A 25,217-nucleotide genomic window follows, 5' to 3' on the forward strand; every position below is an offset into this window, starting at 1 on the left:
GATGGAACAGCTTTTCGACGACCTCGAAGACTTCGGGGCGTTCGACGACGCGATCTCCGGCGATGTGCGCGACCCGTACACCGAATTGGCGCGGTTGCGCCGCGAGGAGCCCGTGCAACGGCTCGACACCTCGGGCGCTCTGCCGCACGAGGAGTCGCTGCCGATGTTCATCGTGTACCGCCACGAGGACGTCCAACAGATGTTGCGTGACAACGAGACGTTCTCCTCGGCGGCGGTCATCGCGGCGTTCGGGCCCGTGCTCGGCGAGGGCGTGATGCTCGGCATGGACGAGCCCCGGCACGGCCGGTTGCGCTCACTGGTGTCGAAAGCGTTCTCGCAGAAGGCGTTGGCGAAGTGGCAGGACGAGCTGGTCGGCCGGGTGGCCAACGGGCTGATCGACAACTTCGCGGCCAACGGCAAGGCCGACCTGGTCAAGGAATTCACCTTCGACTACCCGAGCCAGATCATCGCCGGCCTGCTCGGCCTGCCGGAGCAGGACTACCCGCAGTTCCAGCGCTGGTCCATCTCCCTGCTGAGCTGGCTGATGAACCCCGAGCGCGGACTGGCCGCCTCGGCCGCCCTGTGCGAGTACTTCGAGCCGATCCTGGAGGCCCGCCGCGCCGAGCCCAAGGACGATCTGATCAGCGCGCTGGGCGCCGCCGAGATCGACGGCGAGAAGCTGACCAACGAGGAGATCTTCTCGTTCCTGCGGCTGCTGCTGCCCGCCGGGGTGGAGACGACCTACCGCTCGCTGGGCAGCCTGCTGCTCGGGTTGTTGTCTAACCCGGAGCAACTCGAGGCCATCCGCGCGGACCGCTCGCTGATCCCGCAGGCGATCGAGGAGGGCGTGCGCTGGGAGCCGCCACTGCTGACCATTACCCGGGTCGCGACCAAGGACACCGTGCTCGGCGGGGTTGACATCCCGGCCGGCTGCACGGTGATGCCGATGCTGGGTGCGGCCAACCGCCAGGACGACCGATACGAAGACCCCGACACTTTCGACATCTTCCGTCAGGCCAAGGCCAACCTGGGCTGGGGGCATGGCGTCCACGTCTGTCTCGGCATGCATCTGGCCCGGCTGGAGATGCGCACGGCGATCAACCTGCTGCTCGACCGGCTGCCCAACCTGCGGCTGGATCCGGACGCCGACGACCCGCACGTTCGTGGGCAGGTGTTCCGGTCGCCGACCGCGGTGCCGGTGCTCTTCGATCCGCAGTAGATCGCCGATACGCCTTTACATCGACAGGCGCAGCCGTAAAGTCCTCTCTGAGCGTCTGCTCAACTTTCCGCTCAGGAGGGACGACGCGAGTGACCGAGCCGCTGCGCGACATCCGGGACTTTCTCGACGATGCCGACGCGTACCGGGATGAGCTGTACCGACGCTGGACAGGGTTGCTCAGCTACCGCTACATCGGGCGCAACCACTCTTCGATGAACGTCGGCGACACCGATGACACGGTCGTCATCCGCCGCGACATGCGCAACGAGGCCGGCGGAATCATGGTCGCGCCGTTGGCGATTGCCTCGCCGGAAGGCTGCCAGACCGACATGGTGGCGGTGCCCAACCCGGTGATCGCCTCGGTGCAGATCGTCGACCCCGGATACGACGTCAAACGGGTCGAGATCGTCGACTCCGGCAACGTCCACCAGGGTCGGATGATGGGCTACGGGCGGTGCAAGATCGTCGACGCCGACAACCCCGAACGGGTCATCGCGTTCAACGAGGGTCAGGGCGCGATCATCGGCATCCCCCCGGAAGGCCTTGGCAAGATGGATGTTTCGGGCACCGAACTGGTGATCGAGGACTCGCCCGATCTCCCGCCGCTGTGGCAGGCGTTCGGTGCCACCAAGCGACCCGACAGCCGGTGGCAACTGCCCGCGCTCAGCGCCGAACTGGCGTCGCCCGATGCGGCGCTGCACATCGGCCCGCAGCACGTGCTGCTGGAAACCGCCGCGATCGACCTCGCCGCCGATGCCGTCGGCACCCGCAAGCTGCAGGTGGTCAGCTGGCACGTGATGTTCATGTCACGTGGCAAGGTCGGGCCGTTTCGAGTCGAGGGCACCGCGCACGCCAGCGGATCGGGCCGCGTCGGCGTGCGGATGCTGCTGCACGACGAAGGCAACGCCGACAAACCGGTGACGTCGGCGGCGGCCACCTTCGAGATCGTCGGCTGATACCAGGGAGTGAGAGATGGTCAACGCCAAGGACGCTCGTCAGTGGGCGCGCCATTCGCTGCACGGTATCGGGGACTCGCTCTACACCCCGTTCAGCGGCCGCGACGGCGACGACATCGACTGGGACGCTTATCGCACGCTGGTCCGGCACTGTGTGGGCACGCTGCATCACCCGATGCTCTGGGTCACCAGCGGCGTGGCGGAGTTCTGGTCATTGACGATCGCGGAACGAAAGCAGCTGCTGGAAGTGGCGATCGACGAGGCCCGCGGCCTCAACCCGGAGGTCATCGTCCAGGCCTGTACCGCCGCGATGTCGGCGAAGGACTGCCTCGAGTTGACCCGGCATGCGCAGGACGTCGGCGCCGACATCGTCTACATCCAGACACCGATGATGGAATTGCACGGTGGCGAAGGCGTTTTGGGCTTCTTCCGCTATATCGCCGACCGGACCGACATCGCGCTGGGCATGTTCAACTCGCCCAGCTCTGGTTACGTGCTCTCGGCGCAGGAAGGCGCCCGGATCGTCGAGGAGATTCCCGCGGTGTGCGCAACCAAGGAGGGATCGTTTCGGCCGCACCAGAGTCGCATGCTGCACGAGCTCGCGCCGGATCTGGTGATCTGGGAGTGCGATACGACGGTGTACCGGGCCGGGTGGCTGCGAGCCGGCATCGTCGGACCCGGGCAACTCGGCACCACCGGCTACCTCTTCGAGACCGCGGAAAAGCGTGCGCTGTCGCAATACTGGGACATGGTGTGGAACGACAAGCTGGTCGAGGCGATGGACTTCGCCAAAGAGTCCGGTCTCGACCAATTCGAGCTCGACATGCGCGGCTGGTTCACCCGGTACCCCGGCCGGCCGGACTACTTCACCCACTGGGGCGGGGCGTTCAAGTATGCGGCGTCGGTGCTGGGGTTGCCGATCGGGTCGTATCCGGAATCCCGCCCGCCGCAAGCGAAGCTGCCCGAGCAGGCGCGCACCGACATCCGGGCGGCCTACCGCCGGTTCGGGCTCATCAGCGAATAACTGAAAACGATTGTGAAATTGGAGGACTCGTAATGACAGACGCCAAACCGCTCAGCGGCATCCGGGTGCTGGAAGTCGCGGCCTGGACGTTCGTCCCGGCAGCCGGCGCGGTGCTGGCCGAGTGGGGCGCCGACGTGATCAAGGTCGAGCCGCGTGAAGGCGGCGATCCGCAACGTGGTCTGGTCACCATGGGACTCATCCCCGGCGGTCCGACCGCCGTCAACTACATGATCGAAATGCCCAACCGTGGAAAGAAATCCATCGGTATCGACCTCACCACGCCTGGTGGTCAGGAGGTCGTCCACGAACTGGCCAAGAGCAGCGACGTTTTCCTCACCAGTTATCTGCCCAGCCGCCGCAAGCACTTCGGCATCGAGATCGATCAGATTCGCGCCGCCAACCCCGACATCATCTATGTCCGCGGATCCGGTTACGGCCCTGAGGGTCCCGATGCCGACCGGCCCGGGTACGACGGCGTCTCCTTCTGGTCGCGCGGCGGGATCGCCGACGCGCTCACTCGCGAACTGCCGGAGCCCGTCATGCAGACCCCGGCCTTCGGTGACCTGATGGGCGGGCTGACCATCGCCGGCGGAATCGCCGCGGCGTTGTTCAAGCGCAAGGCCACCGGTGAGACCTCGATCGTGGACGTCTCACTGCTCGGCCTCGCGGCGTGGGCAATGACGCCGCAGGTGACCGCCGCGAATCTGTATGGCGGCGACCCGATTCCGACGTTCACCCACCGTGAGATGCCCAACCCGCTGGTCGGCAACTACAAGACCAAGGACGACCGCTACATCACGCTGATGATGCTGCAGGGCGACAAGTTCTACCCCGAGTTCATGACGGTCATCGGCCGTACCGACTTGATCACCGACGAGCGCTTCGCCGACGGGCATTCGCGCTTCATGAATCGCGGTGAGCTGATCGACATCATGGACGAGGAGTTCGGCTCCAAGACACTCGACCAGTGGCGCGACATCCTCAAGCCGCTGACGGGCGCCTGGGGTGTGTTGCAGAAGAGCAGCGAGCTACATGAAGACCCAGCCGTGATCGCCAACGGCTACATCCCCGAGGTGACGGCGATGAACGGCAAGCCTTACATCCTGCCGACCAACCCGGTGCAGTTCAACGGCCAGCACGTGCAGCCGACCGGCGCACCCGAGCATGGTCAGCACACCGAGGAGATCCTTCTCGATGCCGGGGTCGACTGGGACAAGATCGAGCAGTACAAGCAGGACGGGTCGATTCTGTAGGAGTCGCCCGCGACGCCGGCGAAATTCCCGCGCGGCAACACCGTCCGCGCCCACTAGCCTGGACCGGTGAGCCGCGTATCGCCAGCCGTCGCGCTGCTGTTCGCCGGGCTGGTCGGGTGTACCACGACCGTTGCCGGCCATGGCAACCCAACGCTGCCGACGGTCGCTGAGCGGGCTCTCCCTAGCCCGGCCGAACTCGCCGACAGCGTGCGACAACCGATGCTGCGCGATTCGATCGCACAGGTAGGCGGGTTGGAGGCGCTCAGGCCGGACAATGACGCCGCGACTCCCGCGGACTGTGCGGTCTGGACTCACGCCGGTAACCAGCGCAGTTACCGGGGTGCACCCCTGCGCATCGCCGCCCGTGAATCCTGGAAGACGCCGCCATCCGTCGAAAATGGTGTCACCGTCACCGTGGTGGTGGTCGAGATGGACTCTGCGGCAAGCAATTTAACCCGATACACCACGACCGCCACCCGCTGGGGCCGCTGCCGCGGCGTCACCGTCAACGAACGACTCAGCGCATTGACGTTCATCGAACAGATCCGCAGCGTGGGCGATGCCGACGGCATGTTGACCGCGGAACTGGCCGTGTCGACCGCCGACGACGTGATGACGCCGAGCCTGAGCCGGCGCGCACTCACCACCACGGCCCAGTATGTCGTCGACGTCGAGGTCTTCGGCATGCTCGATACGCCTGAGTACGACCACTTCGATGCCGCGGCTGTCGCGCACGCCACCGTCGACAAGATCGGCCGGCTCACGGGCCGCTAGGTCGATGACATTGACCTGCGCGTTCGGCGCGAATTCACCTGGGCGACTGGCGGATTCCCGGGCGCAACTCGAACGGATCGCGGTCCGCCAGATGCTCGCACCAATCGCACGGATCGCCAATCTCGGAGCCATAGACCAGGAACGGAGTGCACGGTCGCACCACCGCCTCGGCTTCGTCAACGGGCATCAGCGGGCGATCCGGTGCGGGCGCGCACGGCTGCAACAGTCCGACGCTGGCAATCAGTGGCACCTGGCTGTGCCGGTTGCCGCTCACGTCGGCGGTGGCCGTGCCGTCGATGAAGACCGTGTAAAGGTCGTGTTCGGGAAAGTCGTAGTTCATCCGCAGGACCCACCAGCGCCCGCCTTGACGCGCGGCGTAGGGGAAGAATTTGTATCCCGTCACTGCCCAATCCGGGCTGACAGCACGAATATGTGCAACTACAACTCGACTGTCGTCGTCGGCGCTCACCCGGTCATTGTTGGCCACCGGCGGACCCGCTATCAACCTGGTAGCGGTGTTCTGCTGGTCTCGACGACGGCTCTTATGTGCCGTGCACCAACTGCTGTGAGGGCCGGCTATTGAGGTCAGTCCGACCCGATACGTGGCTGCGCGTGAGCCTGACTGCGTAGCATTTCGTCATGCATGCCCGCCCCGCCGCCTGGGAAGATCGGTCACGGCCGCTGCGCGTGCTCGAAATAGTCTGTGCCGCAAGCTGGATCGCGATGTCAGGGGCGGGCTGCACCCTTCTCAACCCGTTCGCATGGCGTTCTGATCCGAGAGACCATCCGGCGCACCCTCTCACCGATGAGCAGACGCTCGCACAAGTCGTCGAGCCGGCCAAACAGATTGACAACGCCGCTCACCTTGACGGTGTCAGCGGAGGCGCCTCTCTCACCTCCTGTAATGACCAGGGAGACCCGCCGTATCAAGGCCGTGTCACCATGAGTTTCCTGATTCACGGCGAACCTGATGTCTATTTTCGCAACGTCGCCGACGCCATGGCCGCCAGCGGCTGGAATCGGGGAGATCCACCCGGCCAGCACTCGTTCGGCACCACCCTGAACAAAGATGGTGTGGTCGCCAACATCGGCTTCGTCCCGTCCAACCACGACTACGGCCAAATACTCATCTACGGCGAATGCCGCAATACGACGAATCATCGCGACGACAGAAGTGGCGGCGATACCGACATCACCGGCCAACTACCACAACACTGAAAGCTCTGCGCTGCAATCGATGTGGGCAGTACTTCGCCGCGTCAGGGTAGCTCCAGCCGCGACAAGTGTCGCTTGGATAGCGAAAGCGGCCGCTGCCCTGATCATGATGTGCACGGGGTGCAGTTCGCCGAGCGTAGACAAGTCACCGCCGGAGACACGTGTATCTGAAGAATCGAAATTGATCGACCGCTTCACCACAGTGATTGGCCTACGGTTGCTACACGTGCGATTTCACCGCTCGCAGCGAATGGCCGCACCTTCATGATCATGCCGTGCCAGGCGCGTCGGTTGTCACTTTCACCTTGCGTAGGGGCGAAAATTCGACTGGTTCGTCAGCCGCATTTCCGGTGACCACGTCGTGCCGGGCTGCGCTACAGGCAGATCGTGACGACAGCACCGGGTGGCTACGCCTCCGGTGGGAGGGCCCTGAGATCCGGCGCACCAGCCCCTCGACCTCGGCGACACTGCGCCCGCCGAAGGCACGAACACTCGCCGCTAGGTGTACTCGGCGGACACGTTGGTGACGGTTGTTGATTGAGAGGAGGACCTCCGGGCTTAGTGGAGATATCTGACGTCTTCACGACCACACGGAGGTCCTCGTGTCCCACGCTAATGCCCGTTTGACCGTTCACGGCCGCGCTTTGCTCGTCGATCGAATCATCGGTGGTCGACGACCGGTTGCCCATGTCGCGGCCGAACTGGGTGTTTCACGACAGTGCGCGCATCGCTGGGTGCGGCGTTTCCGCGAGCTCGGATCGGCGGGTTTGGCGGATCGATCGTCACGGCCGCAGCGGTGCCCGCGCCGTACGGCACCCGAGATCGAAGCTCAGGTGATCGCCCTGCGTCTGCGCGAGCGCCGCGGCCAAGACTGGATCGGGGCCGAGCTTGGAGTCTCGCCGCGCACCGTCAGTACGATCCTGCGACGCCACCAGGTGCCGTATCTGCGTGACTGTGATCCGCTCACCGGCACACCAATCCGCGCATCGAAAACCACCGCGGTCCGCTATGAACGAGCACGACCTGGCGAGCTAATCCATATGGACGTCAAAAAGATTGGCCGCATCCCGGCCGGCGGTGGATGGAAGGCCAACGGCCGGGCTGCCGGAGATACCTACGCCCACAAGGTCGCCGGCACCGGATTCGATTACGTGCACTCAGCTGTCGATGACCACTCCCGTTTGGCGTATTCCGAGATCCTTGCTGACGAGAAAGGCCAAACGTGCGCGGCGTTTCTCACCCGGGCCGCCACGTATTTCGCGGCGTACGGCGTCACCAGCATCGAGCGCGTCATCACCGACAACCACTTCAGTTACCGGCGATCAGCCGCCGTGGCCGACGTGATCGCCTCGCTCAATGCCACGCACAAATTCATCCGTCCGCATTGCCCTTGGCAGAACGGCAAAGTCGAGCGCTTCAACCGAACCCTGCAAACCGAATGGGCCTACCGCCAGATCTTCACCACCAATGACGCCCGCAGCGCAGCCCTTGCCCCCTGGCTTGACCACTACAACAATCAACGACGCCACACAGCACTCGGAGGCCAACCCCCGATCAGCCGACTGACAACAACGTCTTAGCCGAGTACAGCTAGGCGCTGCGACGAATGCCGCGCGCCCTGCTGATGTCGCGCTTGAGCAGCAGTTCGCGCTCGGCCTCCGACAGGCCGCCCCAGATGCCGTAGGGCTCGCCCACATCGAGGGCGTGGGTGCGGCACTGCGCCATCACCGGGCAGCTGCGGCACATCTCCTTGGCGCGACGCTCGCGCTGCAGGCGGGCGCGGCCGCGCTCGCCGTCCGGGTGGAAGAAGACGGACGAATCCACGCCGCGGCAAAGGCCCTGTAATTGCCAATCCCAGATGTCGGCATTGGGACCTGGTAGTTGCTCCGGTTGCGGCATTGAAGTCCCTCTCTACGCGCCCATGTTCTCGGTCGAGCGGGTCGTCGGTGACTACTCGTCGGGATTAACGTAGGGGCGCTAGGGATTTCCCGTCAACATGCTCTGATCTGCCGAATGACCCTGTGCGGCTTGGCAATTTACCGCGTGTTCATACGTCTCAAAATCTCGCCGCGCGCAGAGTGCGCATGTGAGGCGCGTGCAACACGGGAATGTGCCTGCTCGCGGCCGAATCCTGGGGCATGCACACTAAATTCGATCCTCGTTGGATTTAATACCGGTGTAACTCAGAAACCATGAAGTCTTAACGGGTAACGGACCGTGATACATCTCTCCTACGACTCGTCCGGCGAGCCAGACTTAACGGCCGCCGCTTTCGGCGACCAGCCAGGGCGCTGGCCTCTGCCCATCGCCTCGACTCCCCGGCAGCGGTGGCTGCGCGCGGTGGCCGCCGCGGGGCAGGGGCGCTACGGCAGTGCCTACGCCGATCTTGCGGTTCTGACTCGAGATGCGCCCTCGGGGCCGCCGGCCTCGCTGGCGCACAGTGCCCGCGCGTCGTTTCTGCGGCAGCTCGGCTGGCACGGTCTGGCTCGCGGCTGGGACGGACGCGCGCTCGCGGCGGCCAGCGGCGACCCGGAGGCGACCGGTGACGCGCTGACGGGGTTGGCGGCCGACGCGCTCGGCGTCGGGCGGCTGGCCTTATCGGCGACGCTGCTGGCGCGCGCGGACGAGTTCGTCGCGGCCGGACCGCCGCGGCTGGCCGTGCGGCGGGCATGGGTCACCGCCGAACTGGCGATGGTCGGTGGGCGGGGCGAGGTCGCGGTGCGCAATGCCGAGCAGGCGGTCGAGCTGACGGCGAACACCCTCGACGGCGCGGCGCGGCATCGCGCCAAGAGTCAGGTGGTGCTGGCCGCGGCGCTGTGCAGTGCCGGGGCGCTCGACCGGGCGCGCGGCGTGGCAGAGGCGGCGCTGGAGCTCACCGAGGAGTTGGGGCTGGTGCCGTTGCGCTGGGCGCTGGCCTGCTTGCTGGTCGACCTCGCCGACACCGGTGCGCGGGCCGCTGACCTGCGCGCGGTGCGCGATGACTGTGCCGCCCGCGTCGTGCGATGGGGCGGGACCTGGCGGTAGAGCTGGAATCGGGTGGCGCCCAAATCAGCGGCGGCCGTGGAATCCTTCGGTGTCCGAGGTCGCCTCGTTGAGCGACGCGTCGGCGTATCCCCGGCAGTAATCCCAGGTGACGTAGGAGTCGGGCTCGGGATCGTAGGCCGGCTCGTGCGGCCGGACCGTGCCGTCGACCAGCAGCTGAAGCAGGTTGGCGCGCAGCATGTCCCAGTCGTGGTAGTGATCCTGCTGGCATTCGTCGCAACACACCACCAGGCCGCGAATGCCCTTGTGCGCCAGCAGGGCCTCGTATACCGCGAGGTCGGCCAGATCGGCCTCCACTGCCATCCGCTCCTGAGGGTCCAGTGGCTGACCGGGCTCGACAGCGTCCAACGCCGCTGACGGATCGCACGGGTCGTCGGCAAACGGGTCAGGCGGCAGCCCGGGCGGGAGGTGGTCGCGCACGGGTCCACAGTACGCAGCCCGGCCGGTATCACGCCAGCGCTACCTCGCAGTCCAGCCGCCATGTCGGGGTCCGGCACGGCGCGCGCGGCGCGCGTCGGCAGCGGCGTCTGGTCGAGCCGATAGGATGACTCAATCACTCCGCGCTCGTATTGGGAGGGCCCCGGCTATGTCATCTGGCTTGTCCCGTCTCGAAGGCAGCGGCGACCTGCTCGTCACCTCCTACCCCCGGGTCGGTGGTTTCCCGGAAGACCCGGTGCCGACCGGCGGTGACGATCCGCAGAAGATCGCGATGCTGGGACTGACCTTCGACGACGTCCTATTGCTGCCTGCTGCCTCCGACGTGGTGCCCGCGACCGCCGACACGTCGAGTCAGCTCACCAAGAACATCCGGCTGAAGGTGCCGCTGGTCAGCTCCGCGATGGACACCGTGACCGAGTCGCGGATGGCAATCGCGATGGCCCGCGCCGGCGGCCTCGGCGTCCTGCATCGCAACCTGCCGATCTCCGAGCAGGCCGGCCAGGTCGAGACCGTGAAGCGCTCCGAAGCCGGCATGGTCACCGACCCGGTCACCTGCAGGCCGGACCACACGCTGGCCGAGGTCGACGCGATGTGCGCCCGCTTCCGCATCTCCGGGCTGCCGGTGATCGACGACGGCGGCCAGCTGGTCGGCATCATCACCAACCGCGACATGCGCTTCGAGGTCGACCAGTCCCGGCCCGTCGCCGAGGTGATGACGAAAGCCCCGCTGATCACCGCCCAGGAGGGGGTCAGCGCGGACGCGGCGCTGGGCCTGCTGCGCCGGCACAAGATCGAGAAGCTGCCGATCGTCGACGGCCACGGCCGGTTGACCGGCCTGATCACCGTCAAGGACTTCGTCAAGACCGAGCAGCACCCGTATGCGACCAAGGACAGTGACGGCCGGCTGCTGGTCGCCGCCGCCGTCGGTGTCGGCGACGACGCCTGGGTGCGGGCGATGACACTCGCCGACGCCGGCGCCGACATCCTCGTGGTCGACACCGCGCACGCCCACAACCGGCTGGTGCTCGACATGGTCCGCCAGCTCAAAGGCGAAGTCGGCGATCGCGTCGAGATCGTCGGCGGTAACGTCGCGACCCGCTCAGGTGCCGCGGCGCTCGTCGAGGCCGGCGCGGACGCCGTCAAGGTCGGTGTCGGACCCGGCTCGATCTGCACCACCCGCGTGGTCGCCGGCGTCGGCGCGCCACAGATCACCGCGATCCTCGAGGCGGTCGCGGTCTGCGGCCCGGCCGGTGTGCCGGTGATCGCCGACGGCGGGCTGCAGTACTCCGGCGACATCGCCAAGGCACTGGCGGCCGGGGCGTCGACCGCGATGCTCGGGTCGCTGCTGGCCGGCACCGGCGAGGCGCCCGGCGAGCTGATCTTCGTCAACGGCAAGCAGTACAAGAGCTACCGCGGCATGGGATCGCTCGGCGCGATGCAGGGCCGCGGCGAGGCCAAGTCGTATTCCAAGGACCGCTACTTCCAGGACGACGCGCTCTCCGAGGACAAGCTGGTGCCGGAGGGCATCGAGGGCCGGGTGCCGTTCCGCGGCCCGCTGTCATCGGTGATCCACCAGCTGACCGGCGGCCTGCGCGCCGCGATGGGTTACACCGGCGCCGAGACCATCGAGCAACTGCAGCGGGCGCAGTTCGTCCGCATCACCGCGGCGGGTTTGAAAGAAAGCCATCCGCACGACATCACGATGACCGCCGAAGCGCCCAATTACTACGCGCGGTGAATTGAACTGAGGACCGCTCATGCGTGACATGGTTGAGATCGGCATGGGCCGAACCGCCCGGCGCACTTACGAACTCGACGACATCAACATCGTCCCGTCGCGACGCACCCGCTCATCGCAGGACGTCACGACGGCCTGGCAGCTCGACGCCTACCGGTTCGAGATTCCGATCGTGGCCCACCCGAGCGACGCGTTGGTGTCGACCGAGTTCGCCATCGAACTCGGTCGTCGAGGCGGCTTGGGCGTGCTCAACGGCGAGGGGCTGATCGGCCGGCACGCCGATGTCGAAGCCAAGATCGCTCAGGTCATCGAGGCGGCGTCCAAAGAGCCCGAGCCGTCGGCGGCGATCCGGCTGCTGCAACAGTTCCACGCCGCGCCGCTGGACCCCGACCTGCTGGGTGCCGCGGTGGCCCGCATCCGCGAGGCCGGCGTCACCACCGCGGTCCGGGTGAGCCCGCAGAACGCCGAGGCGCTCACACCGGCGCTGCTGGCGGCCGGCATCGACCTGCTGGTCATCCAGGGCACCATCGTCTCCGCCGAACGGGTCGACAGTCACGGCCAGCCGCTCAATCTCAAGACCTTCATCTCCGAACTCGACGTCCCGGTGGTGGCCGGCGGCGTGATCGACCACCGCAGTGCGCTGCACCTGATGCGCACCGGCGCCGCGGGCGTCATCGTCGGCTACGGCTCGACCAGGGGAGTGACCACCAGCGACGAGGTCCTCGGGATCAGCGTGCCGATGGCCACCGCGATCGCCGACGCCGCCGCGGCCCGTCGCGAGTACCTCGACGAGACCGGCGGCCGCTACGTGCACGTGCTCGCCGACGGCGACATCCACACCTCCGGCGATCTCGCGAAGGCCATCGCCTGCGGCGCCGACGCGGTGGTGCTGGGCACGCCGCTGGCCGAGGCCGCCGAGGCGCAGGGCGAGGGTTGGTACTGGCCGTCCGCGGCCGCGCACCCGTCGCTGCCGCGCGGGGCCCTGCTGCAGATCGCGGTCGGCGAGCGGCTGCCCCTGGACCAGGTGCTCAACGGGCCGTCCGACGACCCGTTCGGCTCGCTCAACCTCGTCGGCGGTCTGCGCCGTTCGATGGCCAAGTCGGGCTACTGCGACTTGAAGGAATTCCAGAAGGTCGGGCTGACGGTCGGGAGCTAGCCCGGCGACGATGCAGAGCGCGCAGCGCGATGAGGAGGAGCCGGGCCAGTGGAACTAGCCCCCTAATCCAGGCTTTCTGGCTCATTACCCGCCGGTAAGTACATACTGGACGGCGTGGAAGCTGACTACGACGTCTTGATCATCGGTTCGGGTTTTGGTGGCAGCGTCACGGCGCTGCGACTGACCGAGAAGGGCTACCGCGTAGGTGTGCTCGAGGCCGGCCGCCGCTTCTCCGATGAGGACATGGCGAAGACCTCCTGGAACCTCCGCAAGTTCCTGTGGGCGCCGAAATTCGGCATGTACGGCATCCAGCGCATCCACCTGTTGCGCAACGTGATGATCCTGGCCGGCGCGGGAGTCGGCGGGGGATCGCTGAACTACGCGAACACGCTGTATGTGCCGTCGAAGCCGTTTTTCGAGGACAAGCAGTGGTCGCACATCACGGACTGGCAGTCGGAGTTGCTGCCGCACTACGACCAGGCCAAGCGGATGCTGGGCGTGGTCACCAATCCGACCTTCACCGACGCCGACCGCATCCTCAAAGAGGTCGCCGAGGACATGGGCTGCGGCGACACCTTCGTACCGACCCCGGTCGGGGTGTTCTTCGGACCCGACGGCACCAAGGCGCCCGGCCAGACGGTGCCCGACCCGTACTTCGGTGGTGCCGGTCCGGACCGTACCGGCTGCCTGGAGTGCGGCAGTTGTATGACGGGCTGCCGCTTCGGCGCCAAGAACACGCTGCTGAAGAATTACCTGGGCCTGGCGGAACGCAATGGCGCAGAAGTGATTCCGATGACCACCGTCACCAACTTCGAGCAGCGCGAGGATGGGATCTGGGAGGTCCGCACCGCGCGTACCGGTCGGGCGTTGCGCCGCAAGAAGCGCACCTTCACCGCCAAGCATGTGGTGCTGGCCGCCGGCACCTGGGGAACCCAGCAGCTGCTGTTCAAGATGCGCGACGCCGGGAAACTGGACAAGCTGTCGGACAGGCTGGGCGAGCTGACCCGGACCAACTCCGAATCAATCGTCGGCGCAGGGCGTTTGAAGGTCAGCGACGACCTGGACCTGACGCACGGGGTGGCGATCACGTCGTCGATCCATCCCTCCTCGGACACCCACATCGAGCCGTGCCGCTACGGCAAGGGCTCCAATGCGATGGGCCTGCTGCAGACCCTGATGACCGACGGCCCGGGCGAAGGCGGCAGCGATGTCCCGCGGTGGAAGCAATTGTTGGACAACGCCGGTCATGACCCGCGCGGCACGCTGCGGCTGCTCAACCCTCGGCGCTGGAGCGAGCGCACGATGATCGCACTGGTCATGCAGAACCTGGACAACTCGATCACCACCTACACCAAGCGGACCAAGCTGGGTCGCCGCCGCGTCGTCAGCAAGCAGGGCCACGGCGTGCCGAACCCGAGCTGGATCCCGGCCGGCAACGAGGCCACCCGTCGCATCGCCGAGAAGATCGACGGCGTCGCCGGCGGAACGTGGGGCGAGCTGTTCAACATCCCGCTGACCGCGCACTACCTCGGCGGTGCGGCGATCGGCGACAGCCGCGAGGCCGGCGTCATCGACCCCTACCACCGGGCCTACGGCTACCCGACGTTGTTCGTCGTCGACGGCGCCGCGATCTCCGCGAATCTCGGGGTGAACCCGTCGCTGTCGATCACCGCGCAGGCCGAGCGGGCCGCGTCGCTGTGGCCCAACAAGGGAGAGAACGACATTCGACCGCAGCAGGGTGAGGCCTACCGCCGGCTCGACCCGATCGCGCCTGCCCACCCGGTGGTGCCCGAGTCGGCGCCCGGCGCGCTGCGCTGGCTGCCGATCGAATCGATCGATTCGGTGAAGAAGCAGGAAGCGTCCGGCCTCAGCTCGGCTGGTTGACCGACCGGTACGCGTTCCGGTGCATCGGGGCGCGGCCGGGCGGCTGCTGAGGCGTGGGCAGTAACGGTTCGCGCTTGACCAACTCGATCGTCGTCGGTTCGGTGGTGCTGAGCTCGATGTCCTCGTTGGCGTGCCGGATGGTCAACTGCTGATCGGTGGGGCCGTCGCGCAGCGTGTAGGTGACCTTTTCGTGCTCGACGTCGACGGTGAGCCGAAAATCACGCCAGCGCAACCGGAATCGCAGTCGCGAGATGGCGTCGGGCAGATAGGGGTTGAGCGCGAGCACGCCTTCGTCGTCGCGCAGGCCGCCGAAGCCGGCGACCAGCGCTGTCCAGGCGCCGGCCAGCGACGCCATGTGCAGGCCGTCCTTGGTGTTGTGGTGCAGATCGCGCAGGTCGACCAGCGCCGCCTCGTAGGTGTAGTCGTGCGCCAACTCGACATGGCCGACGTTGGCGCACATCACCGCCTGGGTGCAGGCCGACAGTGACGAGTCGCGCACGGTGCGCCGCTCGTAGTAGTCGACGTTTCGGGCCTTCTGCTCGTCGCTGAATTTGTGGCTCTGCCAATACATTGCGAGCACCAGGTCGGTCTGCTTGACCACCTGCGCCGAGTACAGCAGCGCGTAGGGTTCGTGCAGCAGCAGCGGATACTTGTTGCGGTTCTCGAAATCCCACTCGGCGTAGGTGGTGAATCCTTCGGACTGCGGATGCACGCCGAGTTCTTCATCGTAGGGAATGTGTGCGGCGTCCGCGGCGGCCCGCCACGTGGCGGTCTCGTCGCTGGAAACGCCCATCTCGCGGGCTCTTTCGGAGTGACGCGAGCACGCATCGGCGGCGACGCGGAGGTTGTGCGCGGCCATCATGTTGGTGAAGACGTTGTCCCGCACGATCGCGGTGTATTCGTCCGGACCGGTCACCCCGTCGAGGTGCCAAACGCCGTGCCGGTCGTGATGGCCCAGCGAATGCCACAGCCGGGCCGTCTCGACGAGCACTTCCAGACCGCATTCCAGTTCCAGCGAGTCGTCGCCGGTGACAATGCGATAGCGCTCGAACGCCATCGCGATGTCGGCGTTGATATGCCACGCCGCGGTGCCGGCCGGCCAGTAGGCCGAACATTCCTGACCGCGGATGGTCCGCCACGGGTAACTGGCGCCTTTGAGGTCGAGTTGTGCGGCGCGCTCTTTGGCCAGGTCCAAAGTGGAAGCGCGCCAACGCAATGCGTCGGCCGCGGCCTGCGGCCAGGTGTAGGTGAGCACCGGCAGGACGAACCCGTCGGTGTCCCAGAAGACGTGGCCGTCGTACCCGGTGCCGGTCAGCCCCTTGCTGGCGATGCCGCGGCCCTCGGCGCGGGCACTGGCCTGCAGCAGGTGGAACAGCCCGAAGCGGACGGCCTGCTGACAGATCGGGTCGCCCTCGACCTCGACGTCGGCGCCGTCCCAGAAGTCGTCGAGAATTTTGCGCTGCGCGTCGAGTAGGCCCTGCCAGCCGCTGTAGCGCGCGCTGTGCAATGCGGCGGCGGCCTGGTCGCGCAGCGCGGGGCGGGACCGCTGGCTGGACCAGCCGTAGGCCAGGTATTTCACGATGCGCAGTTTCTGGCCCGGGCGCAGGCCGCAGATCACGGTGGTGCGGGCGAGGTCGCCGCTGGCGTCGTTGCTGATCTCGTAGCGGCCCTCGACCTCGATCTCATGGTCCATCGCCGCGGCCATCATCAACGCACTGGCGCGGGTTCGGTGCATCAGCAGCGCGCCGCACTCGGTGTCCTCGTGCTGCACGGCCTCCAGCGGGTTGTCGAGGATGGCCGCAACGCGCGGATCGCCGGACGTGACCGGCTGCTCCTCGTTGGCGACGAGCTCGGATTGCACTGTGACACGGACGAATTGGTCGACGGCTTCGACCACGTACTCGATCGCGACGACGCTGCGCTGCGACAGCGACACCAGCCGGGTCGAGGTCACCTTGACCTGCTTGCCGACCGGCGACTGCCAGTGCGCGTCGCGGGTCAGCGTCCCAGCGCGCAGGTCGAGGATCCGTTCATGGCTGATCAGCTTTCCGTAGCGCACGTCGAACGGTTCGTCGTCGACCAGCAGGCGCAGAATCTTGCCGTTGGTGACGTCGACGACGGTCTGGCCGGCCTCCGGATAGCCGTAGCCCGCTTCGGCGTAGGGCAGCGGCCGCACCTCGTAGAACGAGTTGAGGTAGGTGCCGGGAAAGCCGTGTGGCTCGCCTTCGTCGAGGTTTCCGCGAATTCCGATGTGCCCGTTGGACAATGCGAACAGCGACTCCGACTGCGCCAGCACGTCGAGGTTCAGCTTGGGTTCGCGGATCTGCCACGGTTCGACGGGCAACGTGTCATCGGGAATCATCACGGCCTCCTAAAGTAGTTCGCTGAGGTCGGCAACCACGACATCGGCCCCGTGGCTGCGTAATTCGTCGGCCTGGCCGACACGGTCGACACCGACCACGAAAAACTTGCCCGCCCGGCCGGATTCGACACCGGACAGCGCGTCCTCGAACACCGCCGCCGCCGCGGGCTCCACGTTCAGCAACTCCGCCGCGCGCAGGTACGAGTCCGGCGCCGGCTTGCCCGCGATGTGCTCCTCGCGCAGTGTCACGCCGTCGACGCGCTCCTGGATGAACTGCTCGAGGCCGGTGATCTTCAGCACCTCGCGGGTGTTCGCACTCGACGACACCACCGCGGTGGCCAGGCCGGCGGCCGTCACCTCTTCGAGGTAGCGGCGCGAACCCTCGAACACCTTCACACCGTCCTTGTGCAAAGTCTCTTGGAACGCATCGTTTTTGCGCGTACCCAGCCCGTAGACGGTGTCTTTGTCGCCGGTGTCGTCGGGATCGCCGTCGGGCAGTTCGATGTCACGGCTGGCCAGAAACGACCGCACGCCGTCTTCGCGCTTCTTGCCGTCGACGTACTTGAGGTAGTCCTCGACCGCGTCGAACGGCACGAACTTCTCGCCGTTGGCTTCGGCGTGCTCCTCGAGGAAGGAATCGAACATCACCTTCCATGCCTTGGTGTGCACGCTGGCGGTGTCGGTCAATACACCGTCGAGATCGAACAGGCAGGCGCGTACCGCTTCGGGTAAACCGAGCACAACGGACCCCTTCCCAGGTGATTTCGGCCGCGGGTCGGCTACTACCTCACCATGCCCGAACCGGGTTCGCCATCCGTTCCGGCCTACCGGCCGTTTTTGAGTCGGCAGTGTCAGGTTGGCAACGTCAGGTCGGCGGCGTGCCGGTGAACACCCCTTCGGCCAACCTGAGCCAGGCTTCGAGGAATTGCTCGGCGTCGATGTTGCCGGGGGTGTGTCCGATGAGCATCCGCGCGATCGGCAGATAGGCCAGCGCCGCGACCAGCACGCTGGCGGTCGCCTGGGGGTCCTGGGCCGGCGACAGACCTGCGTCCCGGGTGGCAGTCAGCGCCCGGCCCATCCGGTTGTAGGCGGTGGTGGCCACCGTCGACCAGACCTCGTCGAGCATGTCGCCGAGTGCCTCGGGTTCGCGGAACATGATCCGCAGCAGCGCGGTGTTGTTGTCGATGCTGGCCCAGATCTGCTCGGCGCCCTGGCGTAGGGCGCCCTGGACATCGGTGGGACGGGTTCGGACGTAGTCGTCGTGCATGACGGCCATCTGTTCCATCTGCCGCCGGGCGGCTTCCTGCAGCAGCGCCTTCTTGGACGGGAAGTGCTTGTAGAGCGCGCCGGATCCTGGCGACAGACCGCAGGCCTGCTGGATGTCGGCGATCGAGGTCGAGGCGTATCCCTGCCGGGCGAACAACGTCATAGCCGCGTCGAGCAGGCGGTCCCGAGTGCTGGCATCCGGCGCTGTCATGGGCGTGACCGTACCCCGGATTCACTCGTGGTGAATGACCTCTCACCCAGGGCGGTCCTGGTTCAGCTCGCCGCCTGCAGGGGTGCGCCGCTGACCACCCGGCTGCGTTGGCCGTGCACGTCGACGGGAACGTCGCCCTGCACGGTGACCCGGTTCATCAGCCGGTACTGGTCGTCGTAGTCGTCGACCGCCCGGTGCTGGGTCGCGCGGTTGTCCCAGATCGCGACATCGCCGGGCGCCCAGTTCCAGCGAACGGTGTTCTCCGGCATGGTGATTCGGCGTTGCAGCAACTCGAGCATCGTCTGTGACTCGAAGCTGTCGAGCCCGACGAAGCCACGGACGAAGTCACCGGCCACCAGCGTCCGTTCGCCGGTCTCGGGGTGCACGCGGACGACCGGGTGCTCGGTGCGAAAGTCGATCTTCTCGAAGCGGGCGCGGTAGGACGCCTGGTCGTCGGTCTGGGCTTGCGGCGCTGCGACGTAGTCGAACCGATTGCTGTGCACGGCCCAGAGATTGTCGGCGAGATGCTTGAACGACTCGGGCAGATGGTCGTAGGCCGCGGCGGTGTTGGTCCACAGTGTCGACCCGCCGTAACTCGGGAGCGTCACCGCGCGCAACACCGACGCGGCCGGGTAGTTCGCCACGAACGTCACGTCGGTGTGCCAGCGGTTGGCCTTGCCGTACTCCGAGTCGATCGGCGTGATGACGGGCATGTTCTCCTGCTGCACCGCGGGGTGGGCGATGGGAGTGCCCAGGCGCGCGGCGAAGGCGTGCTGCCCGTTGTCGTCGAGGTGGTGCTGGTCGCGGAAGAAGACCACCTTGTGGCGCAGCAACGCCTTTCGGATATCCGCGACGGTGCCGGCATCGAGATCGCCGGACAGTTTCACGCCATCGATGCGAGCGCCGATGCGGCTGCCGAGCTGGGTCATGGTCAGTGCCACGGGAGGTCCTTTCACCTTCACTGTAGTCATTTGACTACACCATCACGATCGAAAGTGTAGACATATGACTACAGTCGCGTCAAGCGATCGGCAACGGCGGGTGCGGCTCTAGACTGTGCCGGTGGAGTCCGCAACGCCCCGCCCCGTACTGGTCGTCGACTTCGGCGCGCAATACGCCCAGCTGATCGCCCGTCGGGTGCGCGAGGCGCGGGTGTTCTCGGAGGTGGTCCCGCACACCGCATCGGTCGACGAGATCAAGGCCCGCGATCCGCTCGCGGTGGTGCTGTCCGGCGGACCGGCAAGCGTCTACGCCGACGGCGCCCCGCGACTCGACCCGAGCCTGTTCGACCTCGGCGTGCCGGTCTTCGGCATCTGCTACGGATTTCAGGCGATGGCCCAAGCGCTCGGTGGTGCCGTCGAGAGGACCGGGACCAGCGAGTACGGCCGAACCGAACTGAAAGTCGTTGGTGGCGAATTGCATTCGGATCTGCCCGATGCGCAGCCGGTGTGGATGAGTCACGGCGACGCGGTGACCGCTGCGCCCGAGGGTTTCGAGGTGGTAGCCACCAGTGCGGGCGCCCCGGTGGCCGGGTTCGAGAACAAGTCGCGGCGACTGGCCGGCGTGCAGTACCACCCGGAGGTGTTGCACAGTCCGCACGGGCAGCAGGTGCTCACCCGGTTCCTGCACGAATTCGCCGCTATCACACCGGATTGGACGCCGGCCGGCATCGCGGAGGCGCTGATCGAACAGGTTCGCACTCAGGTCGGCGACGGTCACGCGATCTGCGGCCTGTCCGGCGGCGTGGACTCGGCGGTGGCCGCCGCACTGGTGCAACGCGCCATCGGCGACCGGCTCACGTGTGTGTTCGTCGACCACGGTCTGTTGCGGGCGGGGGAGCGCGGCCAGGTGCAGCGCGACTTCGTCGCGGCCACCGGCGCCAACCTGATCACCGTCGACGCCGAGAAGACGTTCCTGGACGCGCTGTCCGGGGTCTCCGACCCGGAAGGCAAGCGCAAGATCATCGGCCGGCAGTTCATCCGATCGTTCGAAGGCGCGGTTCGAGATGCGCTGGGACACAACGACAACGAGACCGAGTTCTTGGTGCAGGGCACGTTGTATCCCGACGTGGTGGAGTCCGGCGGCGGTACCGGCGCCGCCAACATCAAGAGCCACCACAACGTCGGCGGCCTGCCCGATGATCTGAAGTTCAAGCTCGTCGAGCCGCTGCGACTGTTGTTCAAGGACGAGGTGCGCGCGGTCGGGCGTGAACTGGGTCTGCCCGAGGACATCGTTGCGCGCCAACCCTTCCCGGGTCCGGGGCTGGCGATTCGCATCGTGGGTGAGGTCACCGCATCGCGGCTGGACACCCTGCGGCGCGCCGACTCGATCGCCCGTGAAGAGTTGACTGCCGCCGGTTTGGATCAGCAGATCTGGCAGTGCCCAGTGGTGCTGCTCGCCGATGTCCGATCGGTGGGCGTGCAGGGCGATGGCCGAACGTACGGTCACCCGATCGTGTTGCGGCCGGTGTCGAGCGAGGACGCCATGACCGCCGACTGGACGCGGGTGCCCTACGACGTGCTCGAGCGAATCTCGACGCGGATCACCAATGAGGTGGCCGAGGTCAACCGGGTGGTGCTAGACGTGACCAGCAAGCCGCCGGGCACCATCGAGTGGGAGTGACCTGACCCGTCTATTGACCCGGGCTTCGGGGGCGTGGTACCAACTAAGCAATTGAAAACAGCATTTTCAATTGCTGGTGAGCGACCTGGCTGGAGTGACGACGTGGCCGAAGATGCCTGGAAGAACTCGATGGCGTGGCTGCCGCACACCATCGCGGAAGCGGCTCTGTCGGATGCCGACGGCGGCGCGGTGGACCTCGCGGACGCGTGGAAACACCTGCAGGAGCGGCTGTCTGCCGCCGAGCAACTCGTCCGCACCGCTCCGGTCAACAAGAATCGTCTCGACTATGCCGCCGGAATGCGCCACCTGATGGTGCTGCTCGCGGTCGGTACGGACGTCGCGCTGCGCGTCGACCCCGACCCGGTCCTCGCGGTCAACCGCGCCAGCATGGACGACATCGTCACCTGGGGGCTGGAATGCCCGGACTGCGTGTACATGAACGCGAGCCTGCGGCCCGGCGAGACGTACCGGCTCGTCGGCAACCGGGGGACGGCCCGCTACGTCGGGTTGCAGACGATGGACGGCATCGCGGCGACGGCGAACTGCCTCGTCGACGATCTCGACGTCGGAGCCGACGGCAACTTCGAGGCGATCCTGTCCGCCGACGAGCACGACGGCAACTGGCTGCGCCTGGCCGGCGATCATCCGACTCTGACCGTGCGAAACTTCCTCTACGACTGGGACACCGAGGTTTTGGCGAGCCTGCGGATCGAGCGGGTCGGCGACGAGGCGACGCCACCCGAGCACTCGGTCGCATTCGATGTATCGGTCTCGCGTCAACTCCACGCGTTGGGCGACTTCGTCTATGACAACCTGAAGTTCTTCCTCGACTTCGGTGCGATGCCGCCGGCCAACGGCTTCATTCCGCCGATGGACATGAGTGAGATGGGTGCCGCGGCCGAAAACCGGCCCGTCATAGGCAGATTCGAGCTGGAGCCCGACGAGGCGCTGATCCTCGAGGTGCAACCGCCGGTCGGCGTCTACTGGAGCATCTCGTTGGGCAATCCCTGGCTGGAGACCATCCACTACGGGCGCCATCAGTCCAGCCTCAACGGCCATCAGGCCGTCCTCGACGCCGACGGGATGTTCCGGGCCGTCATCGCCGCAACCGATCCCGGGGTGGCGAACTGGTTGGACACCGCGGGCCACAGCAACGGCGCAATGCTCTTGCGTTGCGTGCGAACCGAATCCGCGCCGATGCCGAGCACTCGGGTGGTCAGGGTCGACGAGGTCCGGGCGTCGTTGCCGGCCGGCACCGCCATGACCGCCCCCGAGGAGCGCGCCCGCGTCCTCGACGCACGTCGTCGCGCCGTACACGAAAGGTTCTACCGATGAGCTTCTCCGCTGACGAACTCGAAGACGGTGCGCGTGCCGCTACCGGTCTCGACGATTTCGGCTCGCCTTACTACCGCGAGGGTCTCGAGCGGACCGTCGAGGCGCTGAACAGCGAAGCCGAACTCAACGACCTCGGCGACGTCATGCAGCACGCGACGATCAGCAACGCCCTGATCCAACGGCTCAAGATCGTGGACACCTACAAGCAGCACCCGGAGATCGGCGACGAGGTGGTCGACGGGCCGGTCGTCATCCTCGGCCTGCCCCGCACCGGCACCACGGCGCTGGGCCAATTGATCGCTGCCGACCCACAATTCAGGTCGCTGCGGACATGGGAGTCGCAGGCCCCCACGCCGCCGCCCGAGTCGGCGACGCAGCACAACGACCCGCGGATCGCGCAGGCCGCGGAGGGCATCGGGATGATCTCGCAGATGTTCCCCGATTTCCAGACGATGGTCAGTTCCGAAGCCGAGGCGGCGACCGAATGTCAGGACCTGATGGGGATGAGCTTTCGGACGTTCCACTTCGACGGCGTGGTTCGGGTCCCCAGTTATGTGGAGTGGCTGCTGCAGACCGACATGCGCGAGACGTACGCCTTCCACAAGGACGTCCTGAAACTGCTTCAGTGGCACTGCAAACCGAACCTGTGGCATTTGCGCACGCCGGTGCACATGTTCGCGATCGACGCGTTCGTCGACGCTTATCCGAACGCGAAATTTCTGTGGAGCCATCGCGATCCGGCCAAGGTGCTGGGGTCGGTGTGCAGCCTGATCGCCTACGTCCGCAGTTGGAGCAGCGACCGCGCAGACCCCGAAGAGCTCGGCGCCGAACAACTCGCGTGGTGGTCCGAGGGAATGCGGCGGGCCATGGACTTTCGTAAGAAGTTCGGCGACGACCGGTTCGTCGATGTCTCCTTCGCCGACCTGCAGAACGACTCGGTCAAGACCGTCGCTGACAGCTACGACAAGCTCGGTCTCACGTTCACCGATGCGGCGCGCGCGACGGTGCAAGCGTGGGCCGACGAACACCAGCCCGGTCACCGCGGCACGCACAGCTACGAGCTGGCCGACTACGGGCTGACTCCCGAGCGAGTGCACGAGGCGTTCGCCGACTACATCGCGACCTACGATGCGTCTGCCTGATCGGACCGAGATCGGCCGGGCCGGCGGGCGCAAGAAGGTCGAACCGGACCCGCAGGTCCGCGCGGCATTTGTGGCCGCTGCCACCGAAGTGATTCGCGCCCAAGGGGTTCAGGCCGTGTCGGTCGCCCAGCTACTCGGCAGGACCAACCTGAGCACCCGGGCGTTCTACCGCCATTTCGACTCCAAGGATCAACTGGTCGCCGCGGCGTTCCTCGAGATGGCGCACGCCGAGGTCGCCCGGCTGGAGAAGCGGATGTCCGGTCGTCGCGACCCGGCCCGCGCGGTGGCGGCCTGGATCGACGGACGGCTCGACATCGCCTTCGATCAGCGGGTCCGCTCCGATCTGCGGCAGCTGTCCCTCGAGGCGCAGACGCAGATGTTCCTGGCACCCGAACTCGTCGCACCGGCCTATCGGGAGATCCTGCGGCCGCTCGTCGAACAGCTCACGCGCGGAAAGGCTTTGGGGACCTTCACCGAGATCGACCCGGAAGGTGAGGCGCTGTCCATCCACGGCGTGGTGTGGGCGAACGTCGAGCGGCACTGGGCGACGGCCGCGCGCGAGCCCGATGCGATCCGCGATCGCGTGCAACGGTTCTGCCTCGGCGGGCTGGGACTGACGCCGGAAGCGATCGATGCGGCGCTTGGCGTTGTGGACTCCTAGGTCGGTCCCAGCGCGTAGGCGCCGGTCTCCGGGTGGTGGTACCAGCCGCTGGCGGCGTGCGTTCCACCGTCGACATGGATTGTCTGCCCGGTGACGTAGCTGGACAGGTCGGAGGCGAGAAAGACTGCGGCGCCTGCCATCTCGTCGACGTGACCGGCGCGTCCCATCGGCACGGTGCGGCCGAACCGCTCTTCGGAGCCCGGGGGTGCGATGTTCATGATCCCCTCGGTCAAGGTGATGTCAGGTGCCAGCGCGTTGACCCGAATACCGTGCGGCGCGAGTTCGAGCGCGGCGGTCTTGGTGTAGTTGATCACCCCGGCCTTGGCCGCGGCGTAGGTGGCGTAACCCGGTGCGGCGCGGACACCTTCGATCGAGGTGACGCTGATGATGCTGCCCGGCAACTGCTTTTCCACCAGGCCACGGGCCACCCGCTGGGTGCACAGGTAGACGTGCCGCAGGTTCGACTTGTACAGCGCGTCCCAGCCGTTCTCGCTGGTGTCGAGGATTCCGGACCAGAACACCCCGCCGGCGTTGTTGACCAGGATCGTGACGGGCCCGAGTTCGGCGACGGTGTGTGCGAGCGCCGCGTCCACCGAGGCGCTGTCCCGGACGTCGGTGGGAATGCCGAGCGCGCCGATCTCGTCGGCGGCCGCGGCGCACGACTCGGGGTCCCGCTCCCAGATCGCCACCGTCGCGCCGAAGGCCTTCAGCCCCGCGGCGATACCGCGGCCGATGCCGGCCCCGCCGCCGGTGACCACTGCGACGCGGTCGTTCAGATAGATGCCTGCCGGATCGAGTGCCATGGGCTAAGCATGCGCGTGCCCGTCTGAGGTTTGCTGGCCGGGGCCGTGGGCCGGCTTTCGCTTGACCTTGTCGGTGGCTGGGTATTGACTACGAGTATTCGAACATACATTCGAAC

23 protein-coding genes are annotated in these 25,217 nt (G+C 66.7%); 15 read left to right on the forward strand and 8 right to left on the reverse strand.

Annotated elements, in window-relative coordinates:
• The first annotated feature begins 1 nt into the window (after position 1).
• From PT015_RS22985 to PT015_RS23005, 5 genes are all read left to right on the forward strand, one after another.
• Entirely contained in the window at positions 2-1,219 is a 1,218-nt protein-coding gene (locus PT015_RS22985) for a cytochrome P450 (RefSeq protein ID WP_285187513.1), read from the forward strand.
• An 89-nt stretch (positions 1,220-1,308) separates the two neighbouring features.
• Entirely contained in the window at positions 1,309-2,175 is an 867-nt protein-coding gene (locus PT015_RS22990; RefSeq protein WP_285187514.1) for a hypothetical protein, read from the forward strand.
• Between the two features lie 16 nt (positions 2,176-2,191).
• Positions 2,192-3,199 (forward strand): dihydrodipicolinate synthase family protein, encoded by a 1,008-nt coding sequence (locus PT015_RS22995; RefSeq protein WP_285187515.1) that lies wholly within the window; start codon positions 2,192-2,194, stop codon positions 3,197-3,199.
• Between the two features lie 32 nt (positions 3,200-3,231).
• Complete coding sequence (locus tag PT015_RS23000) at positions 3,232-4,452, forward strand: CaiB/BaiF CoA transferase family protein (RefSeq protein ID WP_285187516.1); 1,221 nt, start codon at positions 3,232-3,234, stop codon at positions 4,450-4,452.
• Between the two features lie 66 nt (positions 4,453-4,518).
• Positions 4,519-5,226 (forward strand): sensor domain-containing protein, encoded by a 708-nt coding sequence (locus tag PT015_RS23005; protein WP_285187517.1) that lies wholly within the window; start codon positions 4,519-4,521, stop codon positions 5,224-5,226.
• A gap of 34 nt (positions 5,227-5,260) precedes the next feature.
• Here the strand turns inward: PT015_RS23005 and PT015_RS23010 are convergent, their stop codons facing one another.
• A complete protein-coding gene (locus tag PT015_RS23010) occupies positions 5,261-5,695 on the reverse strand; it encodes a hypothetical protein (RefSeq protein ID WP_285187518.1) in 435 nt (144 codons plus the stop codon).
• Positions 5,696-5,865: 170 nt separating this feature from the next.
• Here PT015_RS23010 and PT015_RS23015 point away from each other — a divergent pair, with 170 nt between their 5' ends.
• Together PT015_RS23015 and PT015_RS23020 are read left to right on the forward strand one after the other, a co-directional pair.
• Entirely contained in the window at positions 5,866-6,444 is a 579-nt protein-coding gene (locus PT015_RS23015) for a hypothetical protein (protein ID WP_285187519.1), read from the forward strand.
• Positions 6,445-7,043: 599 nt separating this feature from the next.
• Complete coding sequence (locus PT015_RS23020; protein WP_285187520.1) at positions 7,044-8,021, forward strand: IS481 family transposase; 978 nt, start codon at positions 7,044-7,046, stop codon at positions 8,019-8,021.
• A 10-nt stretch (positions 8,022-8,031) separates the two neighbouring features.
• Here PT015_RS23020 and PT015_RS23025 read toward each other — a convergent pair whose 3' ends face one another.
• The gene (locus PT015_RS23025; protein ID WP_285187521.1) at positions 8,032-8,340 is read right to left on the reverse strand and encodes a WhiB family transcriptional regulator; all 309 of its coding nucleotides are present in this window, start codon (positions 8,338-8,340) and stop codon (positions 8,032-8,034) included.
• Between the two features lie 321 nt (positions 8,341-8,661).
• Between PT015_RS23025 and PT015_RS23030 the strand changes: the two genes are divergently transcribed.
• Entirely contained in the window at positions 8,662-9,465 is an 804-nt protein-coding gene (locus PT015_RS23030; protein ID WP_390888052.1) for a hypothetical protein, read from the forward strand.
• Positions 9,466-9,489: 24 nt separating this feature from the next.
• Here the strand turns inward: PT015_RS23030 and PT015_RS23035 are convergent, their stop codons facing one another.
• Positions 9,490-9,903, reverse strand: a complete 414-nt coding sequence (locus tag PT015_RS23035; RefSeq protein ID WP_285187523.1) for a DUF5319 domain-containing protein — start codon at positions 9,901-9,903, stop codon at positions 9,490-9,492.
• A gap of 166 nt (positions 9,904-10,069) precedes the next feature.
• Between PT015_RS23035 and guaB the strand changes: the two genes are divergently transcribed.
• The 3 genes from guaB (at position 10,070) to PT015_RS23050 (ending at position 14,699) form a co-directional block, all read left to right on the forward strand.
• Positions 10,070-11,659 (forward strand): IMP dehydrogenase, encoded by a 1,590-nt coding sequence (guaB, locus tag PT015_RS23040; protein WP_285187524.1) that lies wholly within the window; start codon positions 10,070-10,072, stop codon positions 11,657-11,659.
• Positions 11,660-11,687: 28 nt separating this feature from the next.
• Positions 11,688-12,815 (forward strand): GuaB3 family IMP dehydrogenase-related protein, encoded by a 1,128-nt coding sequence (locus PT015_RS23045; RefSeq protein WP_285191245.1) that lies wholly within the window; start codon positions 11,688-11,690, stop codon positions 12,813-12,815.
• Between the two features lie 114 nt (positions 12,816-12,929).
• Entirely contained in the window at positions 12,930-14,699 is a 1,770-nt protein-coding gene (locus tag PT015_RS23050; RefSeq protein ID WP_285187525.1) for an FAD-dependent oxidoreductase, read from the forward strand.
• On the opposite strand, the gene PT015_RS23055 is transcribed toward PT015_RS23050, so the two are convergent.
• The 4 genes from PT015_RS23055 to PT015_RS23070 form a co-directional block, all read right to left on the reverse strand.
• Complete coding sequence (locus PT015_RS23055) at positions 14,683-17,061, reverse strand: glycoside hydrolase family 65 protein (protein WP_285187526.1); 2,379 nt, start codon at positions 17,059-17,061, stop codon at positions 14,683-14,685. The two genes, PT015_RS23050 and PT015_RS23055, sit on opposite strands and share 17 nt — an antisense overlap.
• Before the next feature lie 9 nt (positions 17,062-17,070).
• Positions 17,071-17,802 carry a beta-phosphoglucomutase family hydrolase gene (locus PT015_RS23060; protein WP_285187527.1) on the reverse strand — a complete coding sequence of 244 codons (732 nt, stop codon included), beginning with the start codon at positions 17,800-17,802 and terminating at the stop codon, positions 17,071-17,073.
• A 124-nt stretch (positions 17,803-17,926) separates the two neighbouring features.
• Positions 17,927-18,538 (reverse strand): TetR/AcrR family transcriptional regulator, encoded by a 612-nt coding sequence (locus PT015_RS23065; RefSeq protein ID WP_285187528.1) that lies wholly within the window; start codon positions 18,536-18,538, stop codon positions 17,927-17,929.
• Positions 18,539-18,600: 62 nt separating this feature from the next.
• The gene (locus tag PT015_RS23070) at positions 18,601-19,467 is read right to left on the reverse strand and encodes a TauD/TfdA dioxygenase family protein (protein WP_285191246.1); all 867 of its coding nucleotides are present in this window, start codon (positions 19,465-19,467) and stop codon (positions 18,601-18,603) included.
• Positions 19,468-19,600: 133 nt separating this feature from the next.
• On the opposite strand from PT015_RS23070, the gene guaA reads away from it, so the two are divergent.
• The 4 genes from guaA to PT015_RS23090 all read left to right on the forward strand — a co-directional run bounded on the left by guaA (position 19,601) and on the right by PT015_RS23090 (position 24,298).
• On the forward strand, positions 19,601-21,160 hold the full coding sequence (guaA, locus tag PT015_RS23075) for a glutamine-hydrolyzing GMP synthase (protein ID WP_285187529.1): 1,560 nt from the start codon (positions 19,601-19,603) through the stop codon (positions 21,158-21,160).
• A gap of 129 nt (positions 21,161-21,289) precedes the next feature.
• A complete protein-coding gene (locus PT015_RS23080; protein ID WP_285191247.1) occupies positions 21,290-22,495 on the forward strand; it encodes a DUF1214 domain-containing protein in 1,206 nt (401 codons plus the stop codon).
• Entirely contained in the window at positions 22,492-23,637 is a 1,146-nt protein-coding gene (locus tag PT015_RS23085; RefSeq protein ID WP_285187530.1) for a sulfotransferase family protein, read from the forward strand. The genes PT015_RS23080 and PT015_RS23085 overlap by 4 nt, the downstream gene beginning before the upstream one ends.
• Positions 23,624-24,298 (forward strand): TetR/AcrR family transcriptional regulator, encoded by a 675-nt coding sequence (locus PT015_RS23090; RefSeq protein ID WP_285187531.1) that lies wholly within the window; start codon positions 23,624-23,626, stop codon positions 24,296-24,298. The genes PT015_RS23085 and PT015_RS23090 overlap by 14 nt, the downstream gene beginning before the upstream one ends.
• On the opposite strand, the gene PT015_RS23095 is transcribed toward PT015_RS23090, so the two are convergent.
• Positions 24,295-25,101 (reverse strand): SDR family NAD(P)-dependent oxidoreductase, encoded by an 807-nt coding sequence (locus PT015_RS23095; RefSeq protein ID WP_285187532.1) that lies wholly within the window; start codon positions 25,099-25,101, stop codon positions 24,295-24,297. The two genes, PT015_RS23090 and PT015_RS23095, sit on opposite strands and share 4 nt — an antisense overlap.
• Positions 25,102-25,217: the final 116 nt, after the last annotated feature.

This window comes from Candidatus Mycobacterium wuenschmannii, assembly GCF_030252325.1.
Classification (GTDB): Bacteria; Actinomycetota; Actinomycetes; order Mycobacteriales; family Mycobacteriaceae; genus Mycobacterium; species Mycobacterium wuenschmannii.

Bases quoted from the DNA above. Each gene is read 5' to 3' on its own strand.
- PT015_RS22995 (WP_285187515.1), top strand. From the start codon at position 2,192: ATGGTCAACGCCAAGGACGCTCGTCAGTGGGCGCGCCATTCGCTGCAC.
- PT015_RS23065 (WP_285187528.1), bottom strand. From the start codon at position 18,538: ATGACAGCGCCGGATGCCAGCACTCGGGACCGCCTGCTCGACGCGGCT.
- PT015_RS23090 (WP_285187531.1), top strand. From the start codon at position 23,624: ATGCGTCTGCCTGATCGGACCGAGATCGGCCGGGCCGGCGGGCGCAAG.
- PT015_RS23085 (WP_285187530.1), top strand. From the start codon at position 22,492: ATGAGCTTCTCCGCTGACGAACTCGAAGACGGTGCGCGTGCCGCTACC.
- PT015_RS23055 (WP_285187526.1), bottom strand. From the start codon at position 17,061: ATGATTCCCGATGACACGTTGCCCGTCGAACCGTGGCAGATCCGCGAA.
- PT015_RS23025 (WP_285187521.1), bottom strand. From the start codon at position 8,340: ATGCCGCAACCGGAGCAACTACCAGGTCCCAATGCCGACATCTGGGAT.
- PT015_RS23070 (WP_285191246.1), bottom strand. From the start codon at position 19,467: ATGACCCAGCTCGGCAGCCGCATCGGCGCTCGCATCGATGGCGTGAAA.
- PT015_RS23015 (WP_285187519.1), top strand. From the start codon at position 5,866: ATGCATGCCCGCCCCGCCGCCTGGGAAGATCGGTCACGGCCGCTGCGC.
- PT015_RS23045 (WP_285191245.1), top strand. From the start codon at position 11,688: ATGGTTGAGATCGGCATGGGCCGAACCGCCCGGCGCACTTACGAACTC.
- guaB (WP_285187524.1), top strand. From the start codon at position 10,070: ATGTCATCTGGCTTGTCCCGTCTCGAAGGCAGCGGCGACCTGCTCGTC.
- PT015_RS23000 (WP_285187516.1), top strand. From the start codon at position 3,232: ATGACAGACGCCAAACCGCTCAGCGGCATCCGGGTGCTGGAAGTCGCG.
- PT015_RS23080 (WP_285191247.1), top strand. From the start codon at position 21,290: ATGGCGTGGCTGCCGCACACCATCGCGGAAGCGGCTCTGTCGGATGCC.
- PT015_RS23095 (WP_285187532.1), bottom strand. From the start codon at position 25,101: ATGGCACTCGATCCGGCAGGCATCTATCTGAACGACCGCGTCGCAGTG.
- PT015_RS22985 (WP_285187513.1), top strand. From the start codon at position 2: ATGGAACAGCTTTTCGACGACCTCGAAGACTTCGGGGCGTTCGACGAC.